Source organism: Sinomicrobium endophyticum (assembly GCF_052983315.1).
Genome location: NZ_JBRKIS010000002.1, coordinates 91,834 through 108,919 on the forward strand (window position 1 = coordinate 91,834; position 17,086 = coordinate 108,919).

Consider the following 17,086-nt stretch of genomic DNA (forward strand, 5'->3'; position numbering starts at 1 on the left):
GTAAATAGTAGTTCAATATGGCCCGGGCCCTTGATAACGGATTGGATTTTGTAATAGAGTCTACTGTATGATACCGCCGCAGCTTATTCGTCCGCCTGCATCACCTGTCGGTTGTGTAGTGAAATCGTCTACACCCTGGTGAACAATTACTGCTTTACCCACAATGTTTTTGGTGTCGTCATCACAGTCCATACACCATTTATCGGTGGAGAAAGTGATAGACCCCTTACCGTCTTGATCTGCGGTGAAGTTACCGATATCTCCTTTGTGGTATCCTTCGGCATCTCCCCATTTACCGTGTTTTTCAAAGGTAGGGTTCCAGTGTCCGCCGGTAGAAGTACCGTCTGCAGCAGAGCAATCTGCTTTTTCGTGCAGGTGAATGGCGTGTTCTCCGGGAGCCATACCTTCAAAGGTAGCGGTCATGGTAATCTCGCCGTTTTCTTCTTTGAATATTACGGTTCCTTTTACGTTCGACTCACTTTTGGGCTCCATGACAACAGTAAGTTCATTGGAAGTTTCTGTTTTAGTCTCTGTCGGAGCCGGTTCTTTGTCCAGTACATTTTCCTTTTCTTTTTTTGCCTTGTCTTTACAGGAAACAGACAAGAACAAAACGGATAATGTTAATAATGCTACTTTTCTCATAAGATGATTTATTTAAAGTTTAAAATTACTTAGCCTTATCTTGCCAGCCAAATTTATACTTTGTTTTTCTCGTATTTCTTTGTCTTCAGTCCAGAAAGTTCTCGTGCCGCCCTACAAATGGCAGGTCAGGGGAGCGAAGATATTGTAGTATCCCCGATGACAATACCTTTGCGAACTTCGGGGTTTCCTTTGTACTTCACGGTAGCTTCACCATAAGAAGTTACTTTGAGTCTTTCGGAAACACTGCATTCAAAATTGCTGTCACCATAGGCTACGATCTTTGTAGATCTGTTGCTGACCTTAAGGGTGTTGACCTCACTTTCTCCGTAGGTGGTGAACTTTTGTTCTGCGATATCTCCTTTTTTGATTTCCAGGTGGCATTCCCCGTAAATAGTTGCCCTGAGATTTTTTATGACGGCTTCATTGAGAAATACTTCGGATTCCCCGTAGATATTAAGTCTCATTTTATCTAGGTGTATCGGGCTCTCGAAAACGATGGTTTCATCGCCCCTCAGTGAGAAGGTGCCGGCTTTTTTATACGTAACCACGGCTTTTACTACCGTACCTTTGTAAATGGGCTTTTTTTCTTTCCGGCCTTCTCCCTTGATTTTTTCCGTTTTGGTAACCACCCTGGCACCGTCCAGATACATATGCAATACTTTGTTTTTTACTTCCACATGTAATTTTTCTAACGGTTCGCTTATCATTTCCACGGCTACGGATTCCGAGTTGCCTTCCCGGAAGGTAACCTGTATGTGCGGGTTTATAATAACCTTGTCAAAAGAATCTACGGAAATAGTTTCGGACTGTGCTACGGTTTTACCCGGAGCGATGAATAGCAATAAAATGCCTAGCAAGAATAAGGGCTTGGTATACATGGTTTTGGGTGTTTGTTATTTTTCGTTTAAAATCGAGGAAGCTTTACTTTGTTAAAAAGCGGTACTTTCATATCAAAGATAGGGAAAATGAAGGACTTTTGTTTTTCCAACGGGAAAAAATGACCGGGGTCGGCACCTGCCATTGTGTAGTACTCATTCCGTTTTTAGGACAGGCGCAATATAGAATACCTGATCTGACAGATGAGGCAAACGGAACAGATTAAAGAGTAAGTTTATCAGACTATTATAGACCTGCCTCCCTGCTTCACAAGGTTGTTCTGGTTGTCCAGGTAAAAATCTATGCGGCCCAGGTTAATACCAAAGCAACCTACCTGGTTTACCAGGACCTCTTCTCCTTTGCGGTTGCGGTGTATGGCGGGTTTGTCCATAAAAGTATGTGTATGCCCGCCTATGATGAGGTCTATGTTTTCGGTGTTTTCAGCCAGTTTGATGTCGCAGGTAGTTTCAGGATCCCGGTATTGATAACCAATATGTGACAGGCAGATAACCACATGACACCCTTCCTGTTCGCGGAGTGTAGCCGACATATCCTGGGCTATCTCAATCGGGTCCAGGTACCTGGTTTCTTTGTAAAGATTGTCATTAACCAGTCCCTTTAAACGGATCCCCAGACCAAAGACACCGATTTTAACCCCGTCTTTTACAAATACCTTGTACGGCCTGGTGTGTGTGTCCATAACCGTATTGGAAAAATCGTAGTTGGCTATGAGAAAATCAAATTTTGCATTCGGCAATTGGGCATACAGGCCGTCAATACCGTTATCGAAATCGTGATTGCCCAGTGTTGCCGCGTCGTATTTGAGCATGCTCATCAGCTTGAATTCCAGTTCTCCGCCGTAATAGTTGAAGTAAGGAGTGCCCTGAAATATATCGCCGGCATCCAGAAGCAGGGTATTGGGATTTTCACGGCGTATGTTTTCCACGAGGGTGGCTCTTCTCGCTATTCCTCCCTGGCCGGGGTTCCGCGGGTCGTCTTGCGCAAATACATCAATATGGCTATGCACATCATTGGTGTGCAGTATAGTGATGTGTTTTTTTTTCGTTGTGGTATTGCAGGAGGATAAAGAAAGTCCACCGAGGGACAGAAGAGCTGAGGAGGCTGCAGTGTGCTGTATGAAATCCCGTCTGTTCATTTTTTTATATATGACGAAGGTGTGAATATACGTTCAAAGTTAAGGGTTTTGATCGGGAAAATCCCTGTCCGGGATTCCTTTTTACCGCTTTAATCGTTCAACAGGTCCGGTCTTCTTTCCGTAGTTCTCAGGTACGCCTGTTCTTCGCGCCATTTCTCAATTTCGGGAAAGTTGCCGCTGAGCAGGATATCCGGGACTTTCCATCCTTTGTATTCCGCAGGCCGGGTGTAAACGGGAGGGGCGAGGAGGTTGTCCTGGAAAGAGTCGGTGAGGGCTGACGTTTCGTCATTGAGAACACCGGGGATTAGACGGATGATGGTATCGCACAATACGGCAGCACTAAGTTCTCCGCCCGAAAGTACATAATCTCCTATGGATATCTCCCGGGTGATAAACTGATCTCTCACTCTTTGATCTACGCCTTTATAATGGCCGCACAGTATGATGATATTTTCCTTAAGAGAAAGATAGTTAGCGGTCTTTTGGTTGAGGGTTTCCCCGTCCGGTGTCATATAAATGACTTCGTCGTAATCCCTTTCCGATAGTAACCGGGAAATACATTTATCGATAGGTTCTATCATCATTACCATTCCGGCACCGCCGCCAAACTGGTAGTCGTCTACGGTCTTGTAATTGTCCGTAGTATAATCGCGAAGGTTGTGTGTGTGTACCTCTACTAGTCCTTTGTCTATGGCCCGCTTGAGAATAGAGGCTTCAAAAGGGCTTTTTAGCAGTTCGGGGAGTACGGTTATAATATCAATGCGCATTGTTTTTCGGTAAATTTTAGACTGCAAAGTTAAAGGTTCAGAGCCAATAGTTGTATACCGGCCCTGAACCTTTGTCGTTTTTACATCGTAATCCGGAATTTTTCCCGAACCTATTTTGTCTTGGAAATTTTTTGTTTATTGATCTCGTCCTGTAACTGTCTCCTTACTTTTTGTTCTCTTTCCAATGCTTTTTTGCGATGGTCTTCGTATTCTTCCTCCAGTTCGGAAAGGGCTTTCCTGGCGCTTTGTGTCACGGCATTGCTGTTTCTGAACTTGTAGATAAAGAAGAAAAGCACCACGGCCAGCAGACCTACGATTCCCCACATGGTAGCTTTATAGGTGGTTTTATCGATAAGTGCCCCGAAAAAGGAAATGCTGTCCCTTTCGTTGGTAAGAGTAGATACGTGATCGTTACTTTCTTCCAGTTCCCCTTTTAAAGATTCGATTTCCGTGTTCTGGGTTTTGGTGAGATTTATGGCTTCGGCCAGTTCTTTTTCTACCCGTGCCAGGGAATCGAGGGTGTTCTTCTTAAGCGTATGGAGCCAGTTCTTTTTAACTACTTTATAATCCTGGTAATTGTTGGAACGCTGTATGACAAATTCAAACTGGTTGTCGATGTTGCCTTCGGTAAGTGATAATTTGTTTCCGGGGTCTTCCTCGTCTGTAGTTTGCTGCCCATATATGACATTGGTAAAAAGCTGAATAAGGGTAAGTGCAATACACGTAAGGTATACGTTTTTCATTTTCATTTCGGACTGTACTTGATATTTGTTATAGTTGTTTATGGTTCGTAACGTTTAGATAACCTACTTATTGTAGCCAGAGGTGAAAAAAGGCAAAGCCTCACTACAGTAAGTGAGGCTGCAAATATATAGAATATTATGAGTTTATAACAAATTGAAAGACAATAATCTAACCTTTTGTTATTTTTTTAATGTATCTGAAGAGAGAGAATGGATACATAATATTTGTAATTATAATTATCCGGATTTGTTTAAAAATTAGTAGTAGGTGTATCTTCTGACCTTGGCAATATATTTGGCCAGTCGTATAACCTGATGGCTGTAGCCGTATTCGTTATCATACCAGATATAGAGTACAACATTTTTGCCGTCCGGGGAAACAATAGTGGCTTTGCTGTCATATATGGACGGGGCAGAGGTGCCTATAATATCCGATGAGACGAGCTCGTTACTGAGGGAGTATTTTATCTGTTCTACAAGTTCCCCTTCCAGTGCATATTTTTTCATGATGGTATTGAGCCCTTCTTTTGATGTGGTTTTTTCCACTTCGAGATTCAGTACGACCAATGACCCGTTAGGGACGGGAACACGAATGGCATTGGAAGTGAGTTTTCCTTCAAGCGAAGGCAGTGCTTTGGCAACGGCACTGCCTGCACCGGTTTCGGTGATAACCATGTTCAGCGCAGCGGCCCTTCCCCGCCGATATTTGTTGTGCATGTTGTCTACGAGGTTCTGGTCGTTGGTATAGGCATGTATGGTTTCGAGGTGCCCTTTTACCACACCGAGGGAATCTTCGATAACTTTAAGAACCGGGGTAATGGCATTGGTGGTACAGGAAGCGGCGGAAAATATCTGTATGTTCTCCGGGTCGTATTCCCTGTGGTTCACCCCGTGAACGATATTGGGGATGCCCTTTCCGGGAGCGGTAAGTAAAACATTGCTTACTCCTTTGGATAGCAAATGACGGCTAAGTTGTTCCTTATCGCGGAAAGCCCCTGTGTTATCCATGACCAGGGCGTTGTCTATACCATAAGTCGTATAGTTTATTTCTTCGGGGGCATTGGCAGATATCATATGAACGGTGGTGCCATTAATAATAAGTGCGTTGTTTTCCGGATCTGTGGCTACGGTCCCGGGAAAATTGCCGTGTACCGAATCGTTACGGAGCAGGGAAGCCCTTTTTTCAAGCGTTTCCGTATCGGATTTTCCCCGCGTGACTACAGCGCGAAGGCGAAGCTGGTTCCCTTTCCCGGTTTTGGCCATAAGTTCCCTGGCCAGTAACCTTCCTATTCTCCCGAAACCGTATAATATAACATCTTTCGGCTGTATTTCCTTGCTGTTTTGCGCATCCCGGAGTTTGTCGTAAATAAAAGCGGTGGCATTGGTGTATTTATCATCTTCCAGGTGGTATTCGTAGGTGAGCTTACCGATATCCAGTTTGGCAGGGGGGAGTGTCATTTGTTTAATGGCCTGCGCTATTTCTACCGTATCAAAAATAGAGATAGGCTTCTGTACGAATTCCCCGGCGTACTCATGAAGGTTAATGATCTCACTGACATTGCGGTCTATAAGCTGGTTTCGGAAGAGAACAAGCTCAATGGCTTTGTCATACCATAGATCGCTCACGATTTTACTGAATTCCACGGAAGCTTTCCGGCGGTCTGCCTGAAAAGCGAGTTCCTTTTCGTAAGTTTTTGTAAAACTCATTTTTCTGTGTTTTGTGTAATACCGCCCGTTTTTATCCGGAAGGATATCCTAAGTTTAGTGTTCGGGGGCAAAAATATGTATTTCAAACGTTTTCGTAAAGGTTTTGCGGTAAAAAATGAGGCGTGGTTTTTATCCGTATAAAGGGTGAAAAATACACTTTTCGTAAGACGGATTAATACCGGAACACGCAACCTTTACCGGGACAGGGTATCTTAAAAACAAGCACACACCTTAAAGAGTCGTATAATGTACAAACTGCCAAAAACAAAAATGAAAACTATTTTAAGTATGTTCTTCGTGGTGTCCCTGGCCCTGGGGTGTTCGGAGGATACGGACATTAACGAGGTTTCTGTTATCGGGAAATGGCAAATGACCCGGAGATATGTTAGCCCGGGAGGTGACAATGTTCGATGGGAGACCGTGAAAGATGGGGGAATCTATCAATTTAAAGCGGATAGTACTTTTACCTCGAATGCAACGGATTGCCAGGAGGGAAAGTTTTCAGTGAAAGGGGATTCCTTACAACTGGATTTCAATTGCAATTATGAGGTTGAACCGCAGATTATGCGATTCTATTTCAAAGGCGGGGATCTTGTGTTTAGTCCTTTAGGTCCTGTTTTCTGTATAGAGACGTGCCTGTACCGCTATGAAAAAATGGATTAAACCCTTCTAAATTTTCTGTACCTTATAATAAGCGAATGAACGGATTATTTTTTCGTTATCAGCCCGGATGTCTATAACAGGAGTTCCTATGTCCTTGAGTAATACAAAATTGATATTCCCGTGGGAATTCTTTTTGTCGTATTTCAGATAAGATATGATGTGTTCTATGTCTGCTTCTTCTATATCTACTTTCCGGAAGTAGGAAAGGATAACCGAAGTTACCTGATCCAGTTTTTCCTGCGGGAATTGCTCCAGTTCGACGGAAAGAAAAGTCTCCAGTATCATGCCTATGGCAATGGCTTCTCCATGCAGTAATGTAGGTTTTTCCGGGTTTTGCAGAAAATACGATTCTATGGCATGGCCGAGTGTATGGCCGAAGTTCAGGGTTTTGCGAAGACCGGCTTCACGGGGGTCCTGCATTACTATGTTGTTTTTTATAAGTATGGAATCCCTTATCAGGACGTCCAGGTCATTCAGGTCCAGGGAAGAGAGGTCCAGGAATTCTTTCCAGTAATTCTCGTCATAGATAAGCCCGTGTTTAAGCATTTCGGCCAGGCCGCTGCGCATTTGTTCCGCCGGAAGGGTTTCGAGGATGTCGGTATCTACGATAAGTATATCGGGAACATTGATTACCCCTACCTGGTTTTTGAGCGGCCCCAGGTCTACACCGGTTTTCCCGCCTACGGAAGCGTCTACCATGGCCAGAAGGGAGGTGGGGACATTCACAAAATCTATGCCCCGCATAAAAGTAGAAGCAACAAAGCCGCCGAGGTCGGTAACCACACCGCCCCCCAGGTTGATCACAACACTTTTTCTGTCGGCCCCCATATCCGAAAGTACCTGCCATACCTGGCTACAGGTCTCTATGTTTTTATGTATTTCCCCGGCTTCTATTTCAATGACCTCTGCTGTGAAATTTTCCGGCATTTTGCTCATAAAACGGGAAAGGCAGTACTGATGTGTATTTTCGTCGGTAAGGATAAAAACCTTGGAATGTTTTTTGTCTTCGAGGTACTCCCGGAGTTTCCCGTATCCGTTTTCATTGAAATAGATGTTATAACCGTTGCAGGAAATAGGTTGCAGCATTGCCATATAATTTAAACCGTGTAATTTTGGCACAAAGGTATTAAAAATGTCAGGAGCGGAGCGAGATACGGACGTTTTAAACACAATATTTTCCTTGTTTGTCACAATTTTAGAGAAAACCATGCTGTCCGTTACGTTAATGTGTAAATTATTACGGTACAAACTTTTGAAAATCAAAAATATAATTGTAATTTTGCACTCCTTTTAAGCAGACCCAGGAGGGAAAGGCGTGTAAAAACTAAATTATTAATTCTTCTGAATTCCTATTGCTGCACCTCTTGTACGGATTCGGAATACAAATTTTAAATCAGCAATGGCTGACACACAAACAAAAACAGAACAGGATGTAAAGAGTCCTGAGGAATTTTTAGCGAACTTTGACTGGCACAACTACGAAGAAGGTATTGAAAAAGTTGAAGATAATAAGCTGAAAGAGTTTGAAAAACTCGTTGAGGAGAATTTCGTAGATACTGCCGATGAGGAAGTAGTAGAAGGAGTTGTGGCGCACCTTACAGACAGGGAAGCTATCATTGACATCAACGCTAAATCCGAAGGGGTTGTTTCTCTTAACGAATTCCGTTACAATCCCAACCTGAAAGTTGGTGATAAAGTAGAAGTACTTATCGATGTTCGTGAAGACAGAAGCGGACAGTTGGTGCTTTCGCACAGAAAAGCCCGTACGATAAAAGCTTGGGATAGAGTAAATGCTGCTTACGACAACGGTGAAATCGTAAACGGTTTTGTAAAATGCAGAACTAAAGGTGGTATGATCGTGGATGTATTCGGTATCGAAGCATTCTTGCCGGGGTCACAGATAGATGTAAAACCTATCCGTGATTACGATCAGTACGTAAGCAAGACCATGGAGTTCAAAGTGGTAAAGATCAACCACGAATTCAAGAACGTTGTGGTATCGCACAAGGCGCTTATCGAAGCAGATATCGAAGAACAGAAAAAAGAGATTATCGGTCAGCTTGAAAAAGGTCAGGTACTGGAAGGAGTGGTTAAAAACATTACTTCTTACGGTGTGTTCATCGACCTTGGAGGTGTTGACGGTCTTATCCATATTACCGATCTTTCCTGGAGCAGGATCAACCATCCGAGCGAGGTTGTGGAACTGGATCAGAAACTGAACGTGGTAATCCTGGACTTCGACGACAATAAATCAAGAATTCAACTTGGTCTGAAACAACTTCAGAAGCATCCTTGGGAAGCCCTTAGCGATGAAATTAAAGTTGGAGACAAAGTAAAAGGAAGAGTAGTTGTTATCGCCGATTACGGTGCCTTTATCGAGGTAGCGGAAGGCGTGGAAGGACTTATTCACGTTTCTGAAATGTCCTGGTCTACACACCTGCGTTCCGCTCAGGATTTCGTTTCCGTAGGAGACGAAGTAGAAGCAGTTGTACTTACTCTCGACAGAGAGGAGCGCAAAATGTCGCTCGGTATCAAACAACTGACCCCGGATCCGTGGACAGATATCACCAGCAAATATCCTGTTGGTTCCAAACACGAAGGTATCGTACGTAACTTCACCAACTTTGGTGTATTCGTAGAACTGGAAGAAGGTATCGACGGTCTTATCTATATCTCAGACCTTTCTTGGACCAAAAAGATCAAGCACCCGTCTGAGTTCGTTACCGTTGGGGACAAACTGGAAGTAGAAGTGCTGGAACTGGATGTTGAAGGACGTAAACTGAGTCTCGGTCACAAACAAACTACGGAAAACCCGTGGGATAAATATGAAACCGAGTTCGGTGTAGGTACGGTTCACACTACAGAAGTAAGTGAGATCGTAGACAAAGGAGCTACTATAAACCTCAATGAGGATATCGTTGCTTTCGTTCCTTCCCGTCACCTGGAAAAAGAAGATGGTAAAAAACTGAAAAAAGGAGAAACAGCCGAATTCAAAGTGATTGAGTTCAACAAAGAATTCAAAAGGGTTGTAGCTTCTCATACAGCTATCTTCAAAGAACAGGAAGAGAAGAATGTTAAGTCTGCTACCAACACCAATGTAGAGAAAACAACTCTCGGTGACCTGGATGCTCTTGCAGAACTTAAAGAGAAAATGGATAAAGAGAATAAATAACTTTTTTGTTCATAATAGTAGGATAAAAACCTGGCAGATCATTATGATCCCGCCAGGTTTTTGTTTTTTATTCGAATGTCACCGATATACTATCGTAATAGATGGTAGTGATCCCTTCAAAGCCGGAATCCGTACCTAATACCAGCCATAATTCGCCGTTTGCATTGCTCGTTGCCGTATAGGCTTCGGAATTGCCTCTTTGTACGATGGCATAGGTATCCTCGTCTGTTTCATTGGAGAAATCACCTATGTTGATCATGTCTTTTCCCGGTTGTGACTGGTTTCCCTTGTCTATATTCATCTCGTAATAGTCGTTTTCACCTACCTTTTTTTTCGGCTCCTCTTTTACAGCACCGGCCTTTATAAATACGGATTCTGCGGGACTTCCACCTATTCCAACTGACCTTTGCGGAGCATTGGAGGCTATGCGGATATCAAAATAAATACGGTATTCCCGGTTGGGATCGAGCCCTGTTATTTTCCGTTTTATAAACATGAACAGGTCGTCGCTGTGGTTATTCCCTGTTTGCCTGAGAGCTCCCTCAGAATCGTCAAGAGGATCGGGAAGGGTTGCATAATCGAACCCCAGCTCGTAGAAATCTTCCTCTCCTTCCGGGTAATCGGCAAAATCACCGCTCCATCCCTCCGCATCCTGGGAAAAATAGAAATCGAAGGTTTGGGGTTTGTCATTTCCGTTGTCGTCATCAGAACAGCCAGGAAAGAAAAGAAGACCAAGAATAAGCCAGACATAGCATTTGAATTTTGATACCATAACAGTAAATTTTAGGGTTTATGGATAGATCGATAAAGGAAACAAAGGTTGCGTGCAGGGAGACAAAACCTGATAAGGGTACACCGTGACCTTACCAGGTTTCTTTCACGACGGAAGGACCGAAAAAATCTATTATGCACAGAGAAAACGGGACAGGATATCCTGATATTATCGGGATATCGAAGGGCTCTGCATTGAAATGAACCAAGGTTCGCTTGTTGGGATAAAACGTAGACAGTTTTTGTTTTTATGCTGGGCCCGGGGATAAATAGGAATGAAAAATATGATTTTAAAATATTGTATATAAATGTTTTATGTTTTATTTCCCGAAAAAGAACAAAAAATCCTTGACCCTTACCTTACGTCATAGCCTATTTTTGTCCCTGTTAATCTTAAAAGTACAGTCATGAAGTATCATTCGGTAAAAAAGCTGGCCAAAATAGCAGGAGTGAGTGTACGTACCTTACACTATTACGATCATATCGGCTTGCTGAAACCATTGGTCCGTACTGCTGCGGGATACAGAGAGTATGGTGAAAAGGATCTCCTTCGCTTACAACAGATACTTTTTTACAGGGAACTGGGATTTCCTTTAAAGGATATAAAGGAGCTGCTGGATGATCCGGAATTTGATATTTTGAAGACGTTGGAAGATCACAGAAAACGGCTTGTTGCCGAAAAAAAACGGATACATACTATGATGTCTACGTTACAGCAAACCATCACAAATTTAAAAAACAAAAAAATGATAAAACCGGAAGATTTATACAAGGGCCTGCCGAGGGAGCAGGCCGGGATCTGGCGAAAAGAAGCCATGGAAAAATGGCCGGGCCAGGTAGAGCATGCGGAAAAACAACTGCTGAAAATGGACAAAGAGAGTTTTCAGGCATTGCAGGACGGCTTCAAAGCGAATACCGAAAAGTTGTTACAGCTTAGTGACAGGAATCCGGCGGAGGCAGAAGTACAGTCGGAGATCCGGAGACACTATGGGTATATCATGCGCTTCTGGGGGAGTCCCAAAGCTACCAAGGCGGAAGCGTATAAAGGATTAGGAGATCTTTATGTACAGGATAACAGGTATACGAAGGTAAACGGTAAACCCAATCCTTGTTTTGCAGAATTTTTGCAAAAGGCGATACACCACTTCGCGGATACGGAACTCAACCGGTAAGGTGGGGCCACCCGGTAAAGATTGTACATACTATTGTTTCAGGCAGGAGTGCGCGCTAAACAGCAAGTTCCCGTTTTTACCAGGGATCACTGAAGTTTTCTAGTCACAAATACACGTTAATAGTATCCCTTAATCCGTAGTGATCTAGTCCATTTCGTATTTATGCTCTGTATCACGTATTTGAAGGGAGTCATATACCTGTTCCAGTCCGTCTTTATTTTCGGCCAGGACCACCAGAAAATCGCCGTTTTCCAATACGGTAGCCCCGTTTGGTGTTATATACTTCCCGTTTCTTTTTATCATGGCAATGATCGCGTTCTTCGGAAAATGCAGGTCTACGATTTTTTTGCCTACGGAAGGATTGTCCGTTTCCAGGTGTATTTCTTCTAATGCGGATTTAGCACTGTCAGACAAAAAGAGGTCTACCGGCGTTTTCCGTTTGGCTTTTTCCGGAAGTGCTACATGAAGCAATTTGGCCACAACCGATAAAGTGGTCCCTTGTACGAGTACGGAGGTTACGGAAACAAAGAACACAATATTGAAAATTATACCTGCTTTGTCTATACCGGCTAGTAGGGGATACGTAGCAAATACGATCGGAACGGCCCCCCGTAGTCCTACCCAGGAAATATACCAGCGTCTGCGAAGTTTCATCCTGAAGAATACGAGGCTTAAAAACACACTGAATGGGCGTGCAATAAAGATCAGAAAGAGTGAAATAAGGATGCCTATGCCGAAGATAGGTGGAATGTGACTGGGATAAACCAGAAGCCCCAGCGTCAGGAACAGGGCTATCTGCATAAGCCAGGCCAGTCCGTCAAACATTCGCATAATGGTCTTCTTGTGAATGATATCCTGGTTACCGAGATATACGGCGCACAGGTACACCGCAAGAAACCCGTTGCCTCCTATGAAGTCGGTTGCCGAAAACGTAAAAAACATGAGGGCTATTGCCAATACCGGGTATAGTCCTTCAAAATCGATATTGATCTTGTTAATGACAAATTTACCTGCTTTACCAAAGAAAAAACCCAATAGCAGGCCCAGGGAAATCTGTTTCAGGAACATCGGTACGACGGACCATATGCCTTCATCCTGGTTTATAACCAGGCTCAGAAACGCAATAGTCAGGAAATATGCCATAGGGTCATTACTACCACTTTCCAGTTCCAGTGTGGGGCGTATGTTGGTTTTGAGGGCTATGTTTTTGGACCTGAGAATGGAAAAAACCGCTGCGGCGTCCGTTGATGAAACGATCGCACCAAGTAACATCCCTTCGTAGATCGTAAAATCAGTGATGGCCCATACAAACAAGCCCAGGGATGTAGCAGTAAGAAGCACCCCGAGGGTAGACAATGATATCCCTTGCCAGAAGACGGGTTTAATGGATTTCCAGCTGGTGTCCAGTCCCCCCGAGAAAAGAATGAAATTCAAAGAAACAATACCGATGAACTGCGCTGTTCCCAGATCATCAAAGTGAATTCCCCCGATGCCTTCGGAGCCGGCCAGCATTCCTATGGCAAGGAATAGGATAAGGGTGGGGAGCCCAACGCGATAGGAGGTTTTTCCGGCAATTATACTTATAAAGAGCAGGGCAGAGCCTATGAGTAAAATGTTTTCGGTAGTTATATTCATAATTGTTAATTGTCTGAATGTAAGGAACGGAATTCCATTCCCGGTATAATTGGCATCTATTCGAAAACTTCGTTATGTTGTTCGGCAACGCGGATAAAAGTAGTTCTTTTGGTGAGTTCCTTAAGACGTTGGGCGCCTACGTAGGTGCAGGTGGACCTAAGGCTTCCGAGAATGTCCTTCACCGTATCCTTTACCCCTCCTTTATACGGAATTTCCACGGTTTTGCCTTCGCTGGCACGATATTCGGCCATGCCCCCGGTGTGTTTTGTCATTGCGGTTTCGGAGCTCATGCCATAAAATAGCTTGTACTTCTTCCCATCTCGTTCTACGGTTTCCCCGCCACTTTCGGAGTGTCCGGCCAGCATGCCTCCTAGCATTACAAAATCGGCTCCTCCGCCGAATGCTTTGGCTATATCTCCCGGTATTTTACATCCACCGTCCGAAATGATCTGGCCTCCAAGGCCGTGAGCGGCATCAGCACATTCTATAATAGCGGATAACTGCGGGTAACCAACCCCTGTTTTTATCCTTGTGGTACAAACACTTCCCGGGCCTATGCCAACCTTGATAATATCGGCCCCGGACAGCAGAAGTTCTTCTACTATTTCTCCGGTAACCACATTTCCGGCAATAATAACCTTATCGGGGAATTGTTCCCTGGTCTTTTTGACAAAAGAGACAAAGTGTTCGGAATAACCATTCGCTACATCGATGCATATGAAAGAAATCTGAGGGAATTTCCCGAGGAGTGTATGCAATTTCCGGGCGTCTTTATCCCCGGTACCGGTGCTTATTGCAATGTGATCTGCGATCTTCTTTCCGCCGTTTGTCATAAAGTCTTCCCATTGCGTTGAACTGTAATGCTTGTGGATGGCGGTTATGAGTTTGTGAGGGGCAAGGGCAAAAGCCATTTCAAAGGTTCCTACGGTATCCATGTTCGCGGCAATAATGGGAACTCCGTTCCACGTTTTACCCGTATGCATAAATTTGAATTCCCTTTCCAGGCTAACAGCCGCCCTGGAATTCAGGGTGGACCGTTTAGGGCGTATCATTACATCTTTAAATCCCAGTTTTATATCGCTTTCTATTCGCATGACAGGTACCTTTCCTTAATTTTTAATAAAGAAAAGAATAATGGCCAAAAAATCCTATGCGGGATATGATTTTTTTGTCGCACAATACGATTACTCCGGTAATTTTTTTCGGTTATAGTTTATTAAGAATAATAGGGGGAACAAAATTACCTTAGTTTCGGATATTTTACAGGATCGGTTTCGTGCATAATGTCGTAAACCCTTTCAAAAATATCTTCTGCGTTCGGTTTGGATAAGTAATCTCCATCAGTGCCGTAGGCCGGTCTGTGTGGTTGTGCGGTGAGGGTTTGCGGAGCGCTGTCCAGGTATTTGTATGCTCCTTGTTTTTCCACTACTTCCTGCATCAGGTAAGCCGAAGCTGCTCCCGGGACATCTTCGTCTATAATAAGTAGTCGGTTTGTTTTTTTTACGCTTTCTACGCTTTCGTGGTAGATGTCAAAAGGTAAAAGTGTCTGGGCATCTATAACTTCTGCGTCGATGCCTGCTTCGAGAAGGTCTTTGGCTACCTGTTCCACAATTCGGAAAGTGGAGCCGTAAGACAGCAGGGTGATATCTTTTCCTTCTTTTACTACTTCTACTTTTCCGATTGGAGTCCGGAGTTCCCCCAGGTTTTCCGGCAGGCGTTCCTTCAGGCGATAACCGTTAAGGCTTTCTATGATAAGGGCGGGTTCATCACTTTCCATAAGGGTGTTGTAGAACCCGGCGGCTTTGGTCATGTTTCTAGGGGTGAGGATGTATATACCCCGGAGCAGGTGTATGAGTCCGCCCATCTGCGATCCTGCATGCCATATGCCTTCCAGGCGATGTCCGCGGGTTCTTACGATTACCGGAGCCTTTTGTTTTCCTAGGGTTCGGTAATGTAAGGATGCAAGATCATCACTCATGGTCTGCAGGGCATATAGTATGTAGTCGAGATATTGTATTTCGGCTATAGGACGGAGCCCTCTGAGGGCGAGTCCTATACCCTGGCCCAAAATTGTGGCTTCCCGTATTCCGGTATCGGCTACCCGGATTTCTCCATATTTTTTCTGAAGCCCTTCGAGCCCCTGGTTTACGTCACCGATATTACCGCTGTCCTCCCCGAAAACAAGGGCGTTGGAGTATTTGGAGAAAAGTTTGTCAAAATTATCCCGGATCACAATACGTCCATCCACCAATTCCGGGTTTTCACCGTATTGCGGTGGTATTTCCGTTATGGCAGTGGCTTTTCCGGGGAGTTCGCTATACAGGTGAGAACTGTATTTTAGTTGTTCTTCCGCCAGGTAAGTATCTATCCAGGCAATGAGTTTGTCTTTTTCTTCGGAAGTTTCGTGTATTACATAGCGCAATGCACGCCTGCCCAATGAGAGGATATCTTTTTTAGCCGGTTCGTCTATAGCTATAAGATCGTTTTTCAGTTTGTTTACAAAAGACTTGCTCGCACTTTTATTGGCCAGGTTGTCCAAAAGAGCAACAGCTTCCTTCTTTTTACTTTTTACAGGCGATGTAAATTCGGTCCAGGCTTCTTTTTTCGCTTCACGAATCTCTTTTTTTACTTCTTTTTCAAGTACAGTGAGCTCTTCTTCGGTTGCAAAGCCGTTCTCCAGAAGCCATTCTCTCATTTTTAGGTTGCAGTCATATGCTTTTTCCCAATCCAGCCTCTCTTTGTCTTTATATCTTTCGTGGGAACCGGAAGTCGAATGTCCTTGTGGCTGGGTGAGTTCCGTTACGTGGATAAGAACAGGTACATGTTCTTCCCGGGCCAGTTTTCCGGCGCTCTCGTAAGCCTCTACGAGGGCGGGGTAATCCCATCCTTTTACCACTATAATTTCGAAGCCGGGCTTATCATCTCTCTGAAAGCCCTTCAGTACTTCGGATATGTTTTCTTTGGTTGTCTGGTGTTTTGCATGTACGGATATTCCGTACATATCGTCCCAGATACTGATCACCATGGGAACCTGTAGTACTCCTGCGGCATTTATAGTCTCAAAAAACAAGCCTTCACTGGTGCTGGCATTCCCGATAGTGCCCCAGGCCACTTCATTTCCGTTATCGGAGAAATTAGTGCTGTCCATGTCACCGGATTGCCGGTAGATTTTGGATGCCTGTGCAAGTCCCAGTAACCGTGGCATTTGTGCTGCGGTAGGGGAAATGTCACTACTGCTGTTTTTCTGTTGGGTAAGGTTTTTCCAGCTTCCGTCTTCGTTCAGATTGTGGCTCAGGAAGTGGCCTCCCATTTGCCTTCCGGCACTCATGGGTTCTTTTTCTATGTCTGTGTGGGCGTACAGGCCTGCAAAGAAATGTTTCGGGCTAAGGGTTCCTATAGCCATCATAAAGGTCTGATCGCGGTAATAGCCACTGCGGAAGTCACCGTTTTTAAAGGCCCTGGCCATAGCGAGCTGAGGAGCTTCTTTTCCGTCACCGAATATACCGAACTTAGCTTTTCCCGTCAAGACTTCCCTTCTTCCGAGCAAACTGCATTCCCTGCTTGTTACGGCTATCTTATAGTCGTGCAGGACCTGGTCTTTGAAATCGTTGAAAGTAATATCTTTTTGAGAATCTGTTTCGGTATGCATGTTGTTGTTTTAAGGTTTACAAAATTAGGTAAAACATTCCGCTTTTGCAAGACCGCAAAGGGGTCTTTAGGTGTTGTATTGATAATTTGAAACGCATTTTTTTAATGAAAAATCAAATAATCTTTATTATTAA

The 17,086-nt window shown here is 44.1% G+C and carries 14 protein-coding genes; 3 read left to right on the forward strand and 11 right to left on the reverse strand.

The window, feature by feature from the left end:
* Positions 1 to 60: 60 nt before the first annotated feature.
* From ACVBDU_RS00645 to ACVBDU_RS00670, 6 genes are all read right to left on the reverse strand, one after another.
* The gene (locus ACVBDU_RS00645; protein WP_447177848.1) at positions 61 to 642 is read right to left on the reverse strand and encodes a superoxide dismutase family protein; all 582 of its coding nucleotides are present in this window, start codon (positions 640 to 642) and stop codon (positions 61 to 63) included.
* A gap of 125 nt (positions 643 to 767) precedes the next feature.
* Positions 768 to 1,520 (reverse strand): GIN domain-containing protein, encoded by a 753-nt coding sequence (locus tag ACVBDU_RS00650; protein WP_447177849.1) that lies wholly within the window; start codon positions 1,518 to 1,520, stop codon positions 768 to 770.
* Between the two features lie 236 nt (positions 1,521 to 1,756).
* A complete protein-coding gene (locus tag ACVBDU_RS00655) occupies positions 1,757 to 2,674 on the reverse strand; it encodes a bifunctional metallophosphatase/5'-nucleotidase (RefSeq protein ID WP_447177850.1) in 918 nt (305 codons plus the stop codon).
* Positions 2,675 to 2,763: 89 nt separating this feature from the next.
* Positions 2,764 to 3,441, reverse strand: coding sequence for a tRNA (guanosine(37)-N1)-methyltransferase TrmD (gene trmD / locus ACVBDU_RS00660; RefSeq protein WP_447177851.1), 678 nt, complete (start codon positions 3,439 to 3,441; stop codon positions 2,764 to 2,766).
* Positions 3,442 to 3,551: 110 nt separating this feature from the next.
* Complete coding sequence (locus tag ACVBDU_RS00665; RefSeq protein WP_447177852.1) at positions 3,552 to 4,184, reverse strand: tRNA (guanine-N1)-methyltransferase; 633 nt, start codon at positions 4,182 to 4,184, stop codon at positions 3,552 to 3,554.
* A gap of 258 nt (positions 4,185 to 4,442) precedes the next feature.
* Complete coding sequence (locus ACVBDU_RS00670; protein ID WP_447177853.1) at positions 4,443 to 5,891, reverse strand: glyceraldehyde-3-phosphate dehydrogenase; 1,449 nt, start codon at positions 5,889 to 5,891, stop codon at positions 4,443 to 4,445.
* A 270-nt stretch (positions 5,892 to 6,161) separates the two neighbouring features.
* Between ACVBDU_RS00670 and ACVBDU_RS00675 the strand changes: the two genes are divergently transcribed.
* Positions 6,162 to 6,554 (forward strand): lipocalin-like domain-containing protein, encoded by a 393-nt coding sequence (locus ACVBDU_RS00675; RefSeq protein ID WP_447177854.1) that lies wholly within the window; start codon positions 6,162 to 6,164, stop codon positions 6,552 to 6,554.
* Between the two features lie 6 nt (positions 6,555 to 6,560).
* On the opposite strand, the gene aroB is transcribed toward ACVBDU_RS00675, so the two are convergent.
* On the reverse strand, positions 6,561 to 7,640 hold the full coding sequence (gene aroB / locus ACVBDU_RS00680; protein ID WP_447177855.1) for a 3-dehydroquinate synthase: 1,080 nt from the start codon (positions 7,638 to 7,640) through the stop codon (positions 6,561 to 6,563).
* A gap of 313 nt (positions 7,641 to 7,953) precedes the next feature.
* Between aroB and rpsA the strand changes: the two genes are divergently transcribed.
* The gene (gene rpsA, locus ACVBDU_RS00685) at positions 7,954 to 9,726 is read left to right on the forward strand and encodes a 30S ribosomal protein S1 (protein ID WP_447177856.1); all 1,773 of its coding nucleotides are present in this window, start codon (positions 7,954 to 7,956) and stop codon (positions 9,724 to 9,726) included.
* A gap of 67 nt (positions 9,727 to 9,793) precedes the next feature.
* On the opposite strand, the gene ACVBDU_RS00690 is transcribed toward rpsA, so the two are convergent.
* Entirely contained in the window at positions 9,794 to 10,498 is a 705-nt protein-coding gene (locus tag ACVBDU_RS00690) for a hypothetical protein (protein ID WP_447177857.1), read from the reverse strand.
* A 406-nt stretch (positions 10,499 to 10,904) separates the two neighbouring features.
* Here ACVBDU_RS00690 and ACVBDU_RS00695 point away from each other — a divergent pair, with 406 nt between their 5' ends.
* Positions 10,905 to 11,669 (forward strand): MerR family transcriptional regulator, encoded by a 765-nt coding sequence (locus tag ACVBDU_RS00695; protein WP_447177858.1) that lies wholly within the window; start codon positions 10,905 to 10,907, stop codon positions 11,667 to 11,669.
* A 144-nt stretch (positions 11,670 to 11,813) separates the two neighbouring features.
* Here ACVBDU_RS00695 and ACVBDU_RS00700 read toward each other — a convergent pair whose 3' ends face one another.
* The 3 genes from ACVBDU_RS00700 to ACVBDU_RS00710 all read right to left on the reverse strand — a co-directional run bounded on the left by ACVBDU_RS00700 (position 11,814) and on the right by ACVBDU_RS00710 (position 16,953).
* Complete coding sequence (locus ACVBDU_RS00700; RefSeq protein ID WP_447177859.1) at positions 11,814 to 13,304, reverse strand: potassium/proton antiporter; 1,491 nt, start codon at positions 13,302 to 13,304, stop codon at positions 11,814 to 11,816.
* A 56-nt stretch (positions 13,305 to 13,360) separates the two neighbouring features.
* Entirely contained in the window at positions 13,361 to 14,398 is a 1,038-nt protein-coding gene (locus ACVBDU_RS00705) for a GMP reductase (protein WP_447177860.1), read from the reverse strand.
* Between the two features lie 146 nt (positions 14,399 to 14,544).
* Positions 14,545 to 16,953, reverse strand: coding sequence for an alpha-ketoacid dehydrogenase subunit alpha/beta (locus ACVBDU_RS00710; RefSeq protein WP_447177861.1), 2,409 nt, complete (start codon positions 16,951 to 16,953; stop codon positions 14,545 to 14,547).
* Between the last annotated feature and the right edge of the window lie 133 nt (positions 16,954 to 17,086).